General features: G+C 64.7%; 11 protein-coding genes. 2 read left to right on the forward strand and 9 right to left on the reverse strand.

The window, feature by feature from the left end:
* Positions 1 to 9: 9 nt before the first annotated feature.
* Entirely contained in the window at positions 10 to 2,460 is a 2,451-nt protein-coding gene (locus IIB36_07240) for a fused MFS/spermidine synthase (protein ID MCH7531550.1), read from the reverse strand.
* 290 nt (positions 2,461 to 2,750) lie between these two features.
* Between IIB36_07240 and IIB36_07245 the strand changes: the two genes are divergently transcribed.
* Positions 2,751 to 2,927 carry a hypothetical protein gene (locus IIB36_07245; protein ID MCH7531551.1) on the forward strand — a complete coding sequence of 59 codons (177 nt, stop codon included), beginning with the start codon at positions 2,751 to 2,753 and terminating at the stop codon, positions 2,925 to 2,927.
* 32 nt (positions 2,928 to 2,959) lie between these two features.
* On the opposite strand, the gene IIB36_07250 is transcribed toward IIB36_07245, so the two are convergent.
* The 7 genes from IIB36_07250 to IIB36_07280 all read right to left on the reverse strand — a co-directional run bounded on the left by IIB36_07250 (position 2,960) and on the right by IIB36_07280 (position 10,444).
* The gene (locus IIB36_07250) at positions 2,960 to 3,817 is read right to left on the reverse strand and encodes a hypothetical protein (protein MCH7531552.1); all 858 of its coding nucleotides are present in this window, start codon (positions 3,815 to 3,817) and stop codon (positions 2,960 to 2,962) included.
* A 35-nt stretch (positions 3,818 to 3,852) separates the two neighbouring features.
* Positions 3,853 to 4,092, reverse strand: coding sequence for a hypothetical protein (locus tag IIB36_07255; protein ID MCH7531553.1), 240 nt, complete (start codon positions 4,090 to 4,092; stop codon positions 3,853 to 3,855).
* 311 nt (positions 4,093 to 4,403) lie between these two features.
* On the reverse strand, positions 4,404 to 4,793 hold the full coding sequence (locus IIB36_07260) for a hypothetical protein (GenBank protein ID MCH7531554.1): 390 nt from the start codon (positions 4,791 to 4,793) through the stop codon (positions 4,404 to 4,406).
* Positions 4,794 to 4,796: 3 nt separating this feature from the next.
* Positions 4,797 to 5,900 (reverse strand): cupredoxin family copper-binding protein, encoded by a 1,104-nt coding sequence (locus IIB36_07265; protein ID MCH7531555.1) that lies wholly within the window; start codon positions 5,898 to 5,900, stop codon positions 4,797 to 4,799.
* Between the two features lie 186 nt (positions 5,901 to 6,086).
* Positions 6,087 to 7,466 carry a hypothetical protein gene (locus IIB36_07270; GenBank protein ID MCH7531556.1) on the reverse strand — a complete coding sequence of 460 codons (1,380 nt, stop codon included), beginning with the start codon at positions 7,464 to 7,466 and terminating at the stop codon, positions 6,087 to 6,089.
* Positions 7,466 to 8,356, reverse strand: coding sequence for a hypothetical protein (locus tag IIB36_07275; GenBank protein ID MCH7531557.1), 891 nt, complete (start codon positions 8,354 to 8,356; stop codon positions 7,466 to 7,468). Before IIB36_07275 ends, IIB36_07270 begins: the two co-directional genes overlap by 1 nt.
* Positions 8,357 to 8,368: 12 nt before the next feature.
* Positions 8,369 to 10,444: a S9 family peptidase gene (locus tag IIB36_07280; GenBank protein ID MCH7531558.1), complete on the reverse strand. Its 2,076-nt coding sequence runs from the start codon at positions 10,442 to 10,444 to the stop codon at positions 8,369 to 8,371.
* A 164-nt stretch (positions 10,445 to 10,608) separates the two neighbouring features.
* Here IIB36_07280 and IIB36_07285 point away from each other — a divergent pair, with 164 nt between their 5' ends.
* A complete protein-coding gene (locus IIB36_07285) occupies positions 10,609 to 11,856 on the forward strand; it encodes a hypothetical protein (protein ID MCH7531559.1) in 1,248 nt (415 codons plus the stop codon).
* Positions 11,857 to 11,906: 50 nt separating this feature from the next.
* On the opposite strand, the gene IIB36_07290 is transcribed toward IIB36_07285, so the two are convergent.
* Positions 11,907 to 12,767: an NmrA family NAD(P)-binding protein gene (locus IIB36_07290; protein ID MCH7531560.1), complete on the reverse strand. Its 861-nt coding sequence runs from the start codon at positions 12,765 to 12,767 to the stop codon at positions 11,907 to 11,909.
* Positions 12,768 to 12,782 lie beyond the last annotated feature (15 nt).

The following is a 12,782-nucleotide window of genomic DNA, read 5'->3' on the forward strand; positions in this document are numbered from 1 at the left end:
ACGCGCTCGCTACTGCATGCGATTCCACGCCGCCTGCAACATCGACAGGCTGTACGGTGAGCCTGTGAACAGCCCCTCCGGATACGTCCGATACTGGGCCATGTCCCGGTAGATCGCGTCGGCCTCGTACAGGTTCACGCCCATGCCGGCGAGGTACTGGAGCCGCAGGTTTCGGTCGCGCGTCACCTCGGCGTCGGCGAGCCACGGATCGATCTCGGGCTTCTTCACGGCAAATGTCGCCATGAGCTCAGCCACGGAGTTGAAGCCCACCTCCGCGAGCGACCGCGCGACCAGCGCATACTCAGGGGACCTCAGCTTGGCCTCGATGGCGTCGAGGTCGATGACGGTCGGCTCCGCTTGGCCCACGAGCACGACGTCGTAGCCCTGCCCGTACGCGAGGTTGGCGAAGACCATGCCGTTCGGGAATACCTCGAGGAAGGTCGCGATTTCGCTCTTCACCGCTGCGAGGTTGCTCTCGTACAGCTGAACGAAGACGGTGACGACGCCACCCGGGTTCAGGTGGCTCTTGGCCTCCTGCCAGAACTCGGCGGTGTACAGCGCCGCCGCGCCTTTGACCCACGGGTCGAATGGGTCCGACGTAATCGCATCGAACTTCCGGTCGGTGGTCAGCAGGAAGTGGCGCGCGTCGTCGATCACCACCGTGGTCTTCGGGTTGTCGACGACGTGGAAATTGTACTCCCCGAAGAGCGCGGAGACGACCTTCGGTACGAGCGGCTCGATCTCCACGATCGTGAGATCGGTAACCGCCGGGTCGACGCTCACGGCGCCCGCCGTCACCCCCGCTCCACAGCCGATCACCAAGACCGACCGCGCCTGGGTGGGGATCAGCGTCGTGAGGTGACCGAGCATGCGCTGCAGGCGCATGTCCTGCGGCTCGCTCGATGCCTGCACCTTGCCCGCGTTGTGGTAGTTGCGATCGCCGTTGCTGAGCTCCGAAACCGCTAGTGACGAGTTCATCCCTTCCCCGACGAAGAGGAAATCGATGTCGTCGTAGCCCGTGTATGTGACCGCGTAGCGTCCGTACCCGACCAGGAGAGCCGGGACGGGTATTACCGTCCAGCCGAGCACGAGCGCCGCGAACACGGTCACGGCGCCACGCATGATGCCGCCCGCCTCGACCTCGAGTCTCTTCCGCTCTTCGTTCCAAGCGCCAACGAGGAGCAGCAGCGCGCTGATCGCGGCGAGTCCGATCATGAGGCGTTGGGTGGTCTGCGTGCCGAGCCAAGCGATCAAGACGAGCGAGGAGAGAAGCGCGCCGAAGATCGCGCCAAGGGTGTTGGCGGCGTAGACCTTCCCGACGAGCCGGCCCGGGTCCTGTCCTTCCGACGCCACAGCCGCGAGCGCGAGCGGGAAGCTGGCCCCCCAGAGCGCGGCAGCCGGGAACACCGTGAGTACCGCACGCGTGTAGTCGAGCTGGAAGTTGAACCACGGCGCGGGTGCGATCGAAGGATTGACCGGCCAGTTCGGGAGCGCGCGCGTGAGCAGATACGCGGCCCAGGCGAGGCCGATCACGACCGAGAACTGGGTCCATCCCAAAGCGCGCCGAGGATCGCGGACGTAGCGCGCCATGAAAGAACCGGCCGTGCTGCCGACCCCTATCGCCAGCAGGAACGAGGCGAGAATCAGCGAGAACGTGTAGGTCGTGCCGCCGAAATTCAGCGTCATGAGGCGGGTCCAGACGACCTCCGCCCCGAGAGCCGTCGCTCCTGAGATTCCGATTGAGAGCAGGACGAGCGTTGAGCCCGGGGCCATCTCGACGGGAGTCGCGTCGACGTCTCGTTTGGCGCCCAACTCCGCGGTGCGCCTCGCGAGCGCGTACGCGAGGCCCGCGACCACGAGGTTGAGCGCCACCGCCGAGTAAGTAGCGAAAGCGACGTCGTGCACCCGGAGTAGGTAGAAGCCAGCGAGCAGACACCCGATCACCGCGCCGAAGGTGTTCCCGCCATAGAAGAAGCCGAGCCACGAAACGCCTTTGGGGGTGGTCTCGAGCCAGCGGGAGATCGCCGGAAGCGTTGCGCCCATCATGATCGTGGGCGGCAGCAGGAAAATCGCACAGAAGAGCGCACGGATCATGATACCGAGCATGCCCGGTCCGCCAATCGACGTGTAGAGACCGCCCACGTGCGGCAGCAGCCACAGCGCGAGTAGGCCGAACACGCCAATGCCCGCCTCGAGCAAGGCGTATACGCGAAGGGGGTGCTCCCTCGTCGAGATCACGCGCGCGAGCCCCAAGCTGCCGATGCACATGCCGCCCATGAACGTGGCGAGTAGCACGCCGAGCGAGATCGCGGACGAGCCGACGATGAGTGACAGCAGCTGGAACCAAACGATCTCGTAGATCAGCGCAGCGCAGCCGCTGCCCATGAAGAGCACGACCAGCCACGGCAAATATCGGTCTATTGAGGACGATCCGGCCGGGCGGCCGACGGATTCAGGCATCGAGCGCACCTTGCCAAGGAGTCATGACCGAGCGACCAGCTCGGCCTGTAGCTTGGACAATCACGTCCAGCCGAACGTTAGGGGACCGCACCCACACCCGCGAGCGTTCGGGTGATGGCCGCGAGCGTCGGGCGATGGCTCGGGTCCTGCGATGGCACTCGGGGTGGCTCTTTCGCGTAGGTAATCAGGGGCGGGCCCATTGGACGGAGGATCGGGCCCGCGCTCACTTGAAGCGTCATTGGCGCGCACGCGATGGGCTTCCGTGTCTGAACCCTATTCGAGAGGACCCTATGGCAGGCATCGTCGAGTTCCTCCTGGCGAACCCGCTCTTCCTCATCCCGCTGCTGCTCTTGGCAGCGGTGATGCTGTACGCGCTCTTGAAGAAGCTGCTCAAGGTGGTCGCGATCGTTGTGATCGCCGGGGCGCTCTACGTGATACTGGTGGAGTACTTCGGGGCGGGCTCGTAGAAAACAGTGACTCGGCTCCCTCGGATTAGCCGCTAGAAGATCAGTTTCCTCTGGATGTTGAATCCGGCCCGCCACTTGCCGGGCGTGAATTCATCTGCCGTGCCCCCGAAGACCTGCGTCGGATTCAGGCGCTGTTGGTTGGATAACAGCACCTTGAAAAAGTGCCCGCGGGTCTCGATCTCGATACCGAACGACCCGCTGTCGTGGGCCTGCGCATTGGAGTCCGGGTCATGGTGACCGCTCCGGTCCTCGCTGATGATCCACTCGCCCAGGAAGCTCACCCTGTCCGAGAGGTAGAGCTGGCCGTGTAGACCGAGTACGAATACGGTCTCTGAGTCAGCATCCTCGATGGTGGGATTCCGAAGGACCGTCGGCACGACGCCCACGGCTAGGCGCTCGCCCAACAGCGTGTTGAACATGAGCTGGGCGTACTGCTGGGACTCGTTCTCCTCGACCCCGGGCCTGCTGGGGCCGGTCGGCGCTTGGGTATTCCAGGCGATGCCACCCATCAAGCCGATCATCACCGGCACCGCGTCGGAGCCTCCTTCGAAGACCCGCGCCTTCGCGTTCAGCTCGAGGTTGTCGCTGAGGTTCGAGCGCAGCACGCCCAGCATCACACGATCTGACGCGGCGTACGCGAGCCCCAGCCGGTTGATCACCGGTCCGTCGAAGCCCCACAGCACGTCCGCTCCATCCGCCACGGGCGGGAAGAACCGATGAGATATCTCGAAGAGCCACTGTCCCTTCTGCAGCGTCTCCGCTGTTGGGAGATTAGCTGACTGGGGCGAGTGGAAGATGATCTGGGCGTCCACGGTGGACGGCGCGCCCGCCAGCAGCAGGGCAGCGAGAAACGCACCACTCAGCGATCCCTCGCGTGTTTCGGATTTCACGTGTCGTCCTCCTTCGGTCGGGTCTTGAGTCGGGTTTAGTTGTTGGCCGCTCCAGTGTTGATCCAGTTCTTGGTGTTCGTGAGGTCGATGTTGTCCAACACGGAGCCCGTGAGCGGCATGCGGGAGCCGTTCCCGCTGCCCTGAGTCCCCTCCAACTTCTTCACCAAATAGCTGTTCGCCGCGTCGTTCGGGATAACACGGACCTCACCCGAAGTCGGAGACCGCACCCCGACGAGATTGGCGTGGCTCGTTGATGCGTTGCTCGTGAGAGTCAATCCACCCTTGCCGCCGCCATGGCAACTCGACGACGTGCAGCCACGACGGGTGAAGATCTCCACAATGTCAGCAGCGAAGGCTGGGTTGGCCTTGATGGTGCGTGTGTCCCCCCCCCGTGTCCCCGTTAGGCGCTGTCGGGCTGTCGCTACCGCCGCAGGCCGCGAGGAAAGAACAGAGCAGGAGTGAGAGAAAAGTCGGACGACGATGGGTCATCGGTGCTCCAGGAATCGGAAGAGGACCAGGTACATGACCTAGGACGATCGACCAGCCACAGCACCCACAACAGGTCAAGATGGCGCGCGGCTCCGCCTCACTCCACGATGATGGTGCCGACCATCCCAATCGAGCGATGCGGAACGCAGAAGTACGGGTACGTACCGGTCTCGAGGAACGTCACCTCGAAGGTCTCCCCCGGGCTCGAAGTCTGCCACTCGGTCCATGTCGTGTGCCCGTCGGGCGTGACCGTGTGGAACGTCGTCGTCGTGTTCCGCCATCGCACGGTCGTCCCGGGCGCGATCCGGAGCTCCAGCGCTGAGAACGCGAAGAGCACTAGATTGATCTCGACGACGCTACCGATCCCGTCCCCGGGATCCGTGGGATCCTGGTGCTCGCTGCACGCGGCGACGAGCAGCGTCATCAAGGCCGCAAACCCGAGGCCGGTTCTGCCTAGAGGAGCTGATCGAGCTCTCGAGTACTTCATGATCTACCTCGGTCCATTGGTGTCCGGCTCACGACTGACGAGCACCGTACTTGTCATCTCTGGGTGGGGCGTGCAGTGGAACGGGAACACGCCTGGGTTCGGGAACGTCAGCGCGTAGACGGCGCCCGGATCGATCAGGCCAGAATGGAATCTGCCGCCGTCTGAGGTGACCGAGTGCCGGACCGGATCCCGGTTCGTCCAGACGACCGTCGTTCCGGGAGCGATCTCGATCTCGGATTCGGAGAAACCGAACTCCTGAATTTCCACGAACACTGTGTCACCGGACGCCAGGACGTTCTGGAACGTGGGCGTCAGCATCGGGTCCGCGGAGGCACCCGCGGTGCTCGCCCCTCCGGACGTGAAGCGCCTCAAGGTAATCGGAATGGTGTACTCGAAACCCCACCGGGTCCTCTGCCCGCGCGACGCGCCCTCGAGCGATGCGGTGCCCACGTTCGACGCGTGGATGGAGAAGCTGTGCGGCGTGAAGGGCACGCCCATCTGGAGTCCGGCGCTCCAGGCGTAGGGCTCGTCGTCCTCCCGGTTGATCAGGGTGCCCCAGTCCCCGCCCACCGAGATGTTGCGCGTGAGCGACAGCGATGCGCCAGCCGCGACGGCGTAGCGCGCGTCCTCTCCTGCGTAGGCGGCAGAGAACGCCCTTGCGACCCCCAAGAGCCGTAGCCGGCCCAGCGCTCGGGCGGCGACCACTTCACCGTCGACGCTCTCGGACGCGACGTTGTAGCCGCCCTGGATCGACAGGTCGAGCGGAGCCCCCGTCGCCTGGGTTAGCGGTCGAACCCTCGCGAAGAATTCCCACTCGTTCGGGAACGCAGGTACGAGCGCGGAGTTCGAGCCGTACGTGAAGCCCACCATGAGGCTCTGCGTCAGACCCGTGCCGACGTGGAACGTAGGCGTGTTCGTGACCTTGCGGAACGGAGCGTCGCTGATCGAGAACCGGTGGAGGAAGTTGAACTGGACGACGCCCTTCGGGGCGGTCCAGGTGCCCTGAAGATTCGGTGTGCGCGCGGCGACCGACTGAGCCAGCACACCGGGCCCCGGAGCCATCACCACAGTGAGAGCGAGAACGAGGAGCCCACGATTGGTATTCACTCCAGCTTCCTCCGGCTGTCGTCGGATTCGTGCCCGCAATCCACACCGGCTAGCAGATGTCGAACCCTCGGGACCGCGTTCGTCAGATCACTCATTGTTCCGACAAGGTATGAAGCTTGCACCCCCCAGCGATAACGAATCGATGTGTTCCTGCACTCGCGCGCCTCTTGGCCCATCGCTGACCGGTCACAGAACCCACAACAGGTACAACACCGCAATCGCGATCTGCATGAGAGCGAACGGGAACGCCTTCCGAACGAAGCCGCCGAACGAGAGCCGTAGCCCGTGCTTGTGGATGATCGTGACGGCAACCAGCGTCGAGGCCGACCCGATCGGAGTGATGTTGCCTCCCAAGTTGGCGCCAAAGATCACCGCCCACCACAGCGGATCCGTGGGCGGGCGCGCCATCCCGTCGGCGAGCGGCATGCCCGATATGATCTTCGCAAGCATTGCGGCGAGCGGGATGTTGTCGGTCACCGAGCTGAACGCAGCCGTCGCCAGCATCACCGCCCCGGTACCGAGTGTCGGCCCGAGGTCCACGATCCGCTCCACGCCCTGCCCGATCAGCGCGAGCACCTGCGCATGCTCCATGACGTTGATCACCACGAAGAGCGCAGCGAAGAAGCCGAGCAAGTCCCAGTCGACGGACCGGTAGAACTGGTCGACCTCGGACTTGTATCGTACCAGCATGACCGCCGCGAACGCCATCGCCACGAAGCCCATACCGAGGTCGGAGACGTAGGGCATTACAGAGGTCGTCGCGATCGCAACAATGAAGAGCACGAGCATGCCCGCCGCGAACCAGAAGAACCCTCGGCTCTCGATTCCGTCGTTCTCGTCGAAGCTCGCTACGAGGCTGCGCGCCTCCGCTCGAGCGTCCTCGTCCGCTAGACCCACGATGTCGAAGAGCTTGGCACCCAGTAGGAGCGTCGCGATGGTCGTGACGAGAACGAAGGGGCTCGCGCGGTAGAAGAACGCCATGAAGCTGATGTTGGCGGCGGTGCCCACGATGATGTTCGGCACCGAACTGATCAGCGTGAGCAAACCACCGATGTTGGTGAGCAGGCCCTCCACGAGCAGGAACCCGAGCAGCTTGTCGTTCCGCCGGAGCTTGTCCAGTGACACTGCCGTGAGCGACCCGACGATGATCATCGCGGTCACGTTGTTCAGGACCGCGCTGAACACGACGGTCATGAGCCCATAGAGCCAGAGAAGTCGCACCGGGTCGCCGCCCGACGCCTTCGTGAGCCGGATCGCGATCCAGGTAAAGAGCCCGGAGCGCGAGGTGACGTCTACGAAGAGGCTCGCCCCGAAGATGATCGTGATCACACCCCAGTCGATCGCCGGGATGTAGACGGGCATGTTCATCTCGTGCCCGCCGATGAGGTACGGGCTGTACGGGAGCGGCAGCAGAACCGCACCGAGAAGGAGCGCCACGGTCGCGTAGAGCCCCACGATGAGGGACTTCTTCGCGTGTAGCTTCTCTTCGAGCGCGAGGCTGACGATGAGCGCGACGAGGATGCCGGCGAAGAGCAACGTGATGCCCATCGGGACGGAAGATTCCATCACAGCAGCAGCAACGGGACGGAGCGTACTTCGATCGCGAGCGGGTACGCGAGCCCGTGCATGGCGAGTTGGTCCTCGTCCTTCGTGTGCATGACGAGCAGGTCGGCCTCGTGCTGCTCGACCAGTCGGCTGTACTCGGTCAGGTGGTGTCCGTGGGCGACCACCGACTCGACGGCGATGGGCAGTGCAGCGCGAACGATCTCGTCCGCGCAGCTCTCCATGTAGGCGCGCACGTCGCGCTCGAGACGATCCTCGATCGCGTCTCTGGCGTGGTCCGTGTCGATGCTCGGAATCCTCCCAATCGTCTCGATGAAGCGATCGAGCGCAGCGTCATCCTCCACGTTGGCGAGGACGAGCCGACCGCCCTCGTCCGTGAGGCGCGCGGCCCAGTTCACCAGCTTGTGATCACCGACCAGGTGATCCGTCATCGCCATCACCACCTTCGTGTGCCGCACGGGGCGTTCCGGTTGTCGCTCCGGATGGGGCAGCACCATGATGGGAGTCGTCGTGACCTGTGTGAGCACGTCGATGTATTCGCCGAGAGTGTACGGCCACCGCCACGAATCGCTGTGGAGGTGGCGGTACGTACAGATCAGGCCCGGACGCTCTGCCTCGACCAGCTCGAGCAACGCCGGCACCGAGTCGTACTCACCCCCGTGCGCTACGCGCCAGCGGATGTTCTCCCCCCGCTCGAGCACCGTGAGCAGCGACTGAACTTGGTCACCGAACGCCGCGGCGCCACGCTCGTCTCGGTCGCTTACGACCAGGACGGACTCCACTTTGACGGCCGAGTACGAGAAGCGGACCTTGGCGGCCGCACGGAAGACCGACTCGAACTGGTCGACCTTGCCGGCGCCGGTGCTACGATAGCCTTGGTCCCGGGACGTCATGCCTCCACGCCCTTACCTGTCACTGACGACCCGTTCCGTCTGCCTGTAACGCTCGAACCACTCGAGCACGTTCGCGATCTTCGCGATCAGGTTCGACGGAGCGCTGTTCGCGATGCCGTGGAACGAGTCCTGTACGCGGACCAGCTGGGTCGGGATCTTTCGGATCTGCAGCGCCTGGTAGAACTGCTCGGACTCGGCCATCGGAGTACGCAGATCCCGCTCGCCCGTGATGAGCATGGTGGGCGTCTCGACGTTCCCGACGAGCGAGAGGGGAGAGCGTGCCCAGTAGTGCTCGAGGTTGCCATCCTCCCAGACCGGCCCTGGCAGCCAGTACTGGTAGTACGAGGAGTAGCCGTCCGACGTGAGCGAGAAGCTGATCCAGTTGATGACAGGCTTTTGTACCACGGCGGCGCGGAAGCGGTCGGTCTTGCCGACGATCCAAGCGGTGAGCACGCCGCCACCCGATCCGCCGGTGACCATCAGGTTGTCCTCGTCGATGTAGCCGCGGTCGATGACCGCGTCGACGCCCGACATCAGGTCGTCGTAGTCGTATCCTGGATACGCGTGGTGGATGAGGTTGCCGAACTCTTCCCCATAGCTCGTGCTGCCACGCGGGTTGGTGTACAGCACGACGTAGCCCGCCGCCGCGTAGAACTGCACCTCGGGAGAGAAGCGCGGGCCGTAGTTCGAGAACGGCCCACCGTGGATCTCCAGCATGAGCGGGTACTTCCGCGACGGATCGAAATCCGGCGGCGTCGCGATCCAGCCGTGTATCGGGCGACCGTCGTACGAGGACTCCCACCAGAGCTCCTCTATCTGGGCGAGCTTCTTATGACCGAACAGGTCTTCGTTGAGCATCGTGATGCGTTGGGCGTCACGGCCCCGCTGGCCGACCGCTACGTCCGCCGGGTGCGACGGCGAAGTGTGCGTGAAGGCGAAGCGCCCGTTGCTCGCGACGGTGTAGGAGCCACCACCGTAGGGCCGCCCGAGCCCAACTCCACCCAAGTCCTCGGCGAGGTCTTCGACCTCACCCTCGAGCGAGACGTACGCGACTTTTGTCATGCCCTGGTCGTCGTACTGGAAGTAGAGGCCTCGCCCGTCCGAAGCCCAGTTCAAGCCGCCAAAGCCACGATCGAGGTCGCTCACCCTGCGGCTGCCAGAGCCGTCGCGGTTCATGATGTACAGCTGTGTGATCTGATAGCCCTGGTACTCGTCGTCGAAGCCCGTATAGGCGATCAACGAACCGTCGGGCGAGAGAACCGCATTGCCGTCGGGCCCGAATCGGTCCGTCAGCTGCGTCAGTTCGCCCGTCGCGACCGAGATCTCGAAGACCTCACTGTTGCGCACATCGAAGTCGGGGTCGCCGCGGTTGGCGCTGAAGACGATCGAGCGCGAATCCGGCGACCACGAGAGGCCACCTCCGTGATTGTACGGACCGCTCGTGAGTTGCCGCGGAGTGCCCCCCTCGGCCGGCATCACGAAGATGTGCGTGTAGCCGTCCTCGAGGTAACCGCGGCCGTCAGAGCGGTACCGCAACTTGTTGATGACGATCGGAGGAGTGGTCCACTCCGCACCGTCCGGCTTAGGCGGCATCTTGGCGAAGGGCGGCGTGGACTCCGGCACGAACATCGTCATCGCGATCCAGTCGCCGTCCGGCGACCATGTGATACTGCCCGGAGACTCGGTGACGTTCGTGAGCTCGGCCGTCTGTCCCGAGTCCATCCAACGCAGGAAGACCTGAGCAGAGCCGTCTTCGGACCTTACGTACAGCAAACGGTTTCCGTCCGGGGACCAACGCGGGGAGCCGACCCCGTTCGTTCCGTCCGTGAGCGCCCGGTGATCGGTCCCGTCGGAGTTGATCATCCAAAGGGCCGTACGGCTCCCATCGGTCATGATATCGAAGCCACGGCGCACGTAGACGATGCGCGAGCCGTCAGGCGAGATCCTGGGATCGGCTGCGACCTCCATCTCGAATACGTCCAGATATTGGAGACGATCGGCATCTGAGGCCTCGTCGTTCACCTGGGCGGCGAGCGGTACGACCAGAGCGAGAACAGCCAGAATCGCCAGCGGGAACCTTGCGTTCATCAGATCACCCTTGGTAGGTACTGCCCGACGCCCAGTCGAGGCGGCGCAACGTCGGAAGCGGACGCCCAGAATAGCGGCCCCGCCCCGCCGGTGACCAGAGAAGAAAGCTGCGCAGACGCCCAACGTAACACTATCACGTTCCAGCATCGCCAACGCCGAGACCCATGAACCCTCATCTCGCGCTCAAGAGACCGCCTTTCGCCGTGCTGCTATCGGTGATCGTGGTGGCGGCGTGCGGGGACGAAGCGCCCGGGCCGCAGGACGTAGTCCTTGCGTTCGGAACCCTACACGGACAGGTGGTCACGTCCGCCGAGACGAGTTTCGGCGACGTGATCGCGCGCGTGGTTTGGGGGTCGCAAGACGTCACCGCCGGAGTCCAGCCGGACGGAACCTTCGACGTAGAGATCATCGACCCCGTATCGGGCTTCGGGACGCTCACGATCGAGCCCGGTCCGTCCGAGCCCATGCATCCGGGTTGGATCTTGCTCTCTCCCGGCGATGTCGGCGGAGGCCGCGGAACCGTGGTGCTCGCACCGAAAACGTGGACCGCAGAATCTGGAGACTACGCAGGCGTGGAAGTCCCCATCGACCCGGAGCTAGCCGCCGACGGGCGCGTCATGCCCTCGTTCTGGGGATTCTACTTTCCGTTCTCCCAAGACGGGTTTCTTCAAACGGTCACCGACAACGCCGTATGGGCAGCAGAGTTCAGGGGATGGCCGCAGGACGCTTTTCCGATCCCGGTCGCGCTCGACCGACCTGGCTCGGATGCGGACATCACCGCAGCGGACTCCGTCGCGTTCTGGGAGCACGTGGAGGTGATGGAGGCCGCGCTCGGGTGGGACGCCTTCGCGCCAGCACTCCTCGAGGACGTGCGCATCCTAGGCGGTGCGCGCAGGCCGGCGGACGCGATCATCGTGCAGTTGGACACGTCGGTCGCGCTTCGTGGCGTCGGAGTGATCAACCGCGCGGACGTGCGCACGTACGGGCTGAGCGCGGACGCGACGACGTGGTCAGGAACCAACGTGCGCAGCATCTCGGTGGTGAGCGCGGACATCACCTACGGAATCGTCCGACTCGAGAACAACGAGCTGTTCGCTGATCGCCAACTCGTGATCCACGAGCTCATGCACGTGCTCGGGGCCGGACACGGGTGTAGCTGGGCGTCGGTGCAGACGTACTGCGCGTCGCTCCAGCGCGACGTGCCCACGCCACCCGACGTGGCGCACCTCGCCGTGATGATGGAGATGCGCGCCCTGGAGCTCGAGCACGGGAGCCGATGGGGCATCCTCGCATCGGTGTTCGGCCACCGCGTCGTGACGCTCGGTCTCACGCCGGTCCCTGGCATCGACCTCAGGTACGGGCCGGCTTCGGCGCCATCGGACTGGCACCGATCGGACGGAGGGGGGCGCTAGCCCTAGCGGCCCGTGCTAAGAGGTTGCTAAGAGGTGTCCTGACCCAGACGCTAGAGCCAGGACTCGGCGTTCTGTGCGACGAAGTCCGAGAACGCCGTAGGTGCTCGGCCGAGCACCTGTTCCACATCTCCGGTCACCGGAGCACGGACGCCCCCTCGCACGGACTGGTAGAGCGCGATGACTACGCCTGCGATCTCCGGCCGCCACGCAGAGCCGGTCAACCGGCTCAGCATCTCTTCGTCGGACACGCTCTCGAACGCCACGGACCGACCGATCACGTCGCTGATCGTCTTCGCGATCTCCTGGTGTGTGAGCGCCTCGGGTCCCGTGAGCGTGAACGCCTTGCCGTCGTGCTCGTCGGACGTGAGGCACGCCGCCGCGACCCCGGCGACGTCGTCCCCATCGACGATGCTCACCCGAGCGTCCTCCACGGGCATCGAAAAGGCTCCCGTCCGGCGAATCCGCTCCCCGAGAAAGCCTCCCGTGAAGTGCTGCATGTAGAAGTTCGGGCGCAACAAGGTGAACGCGACGCCGAGGGATTCGACGTGCTTCTCAAGGCGGCGGATCGGCAGGTCGTCGCGAACTTCGACTCCCATGGCGGTCATCATGACGACCTGGCCGGTCCCGGCCTGCACCGCCCAGTCGAGCAGCGGGACGAGCGTCTCATGCGCGTCCGGATCGAAGGGCGGAGCCTGCAGGAAGAGGCGGTCGGCCCACTCGACCGCCGCGTCGAAGGTCGACGTCCGCCGGTAGTCGAGCTCGACCACTTCGACGTCGGAGCCGAACAGGCTTTCCGCCCGTTCGGGGCTACGCGTTGCCGCTCTTATCTCGGAGCCCACTGCCACGAGCAGCCGAACCAGTTCTCTGCCGACGATGCCGGTCGCCCCGGTGACCAGGATTCTCTCGCTCATGCGGCACGATAGCCA

Source organism: Gemmatimonadota bacterium (assembly GCA_022560615.1).
GTDB lineage: Bacteria > Gemmatimonadota > Gemmatimonadetes > Longimicrobiales > Gaopeijiaceae > UBA1138.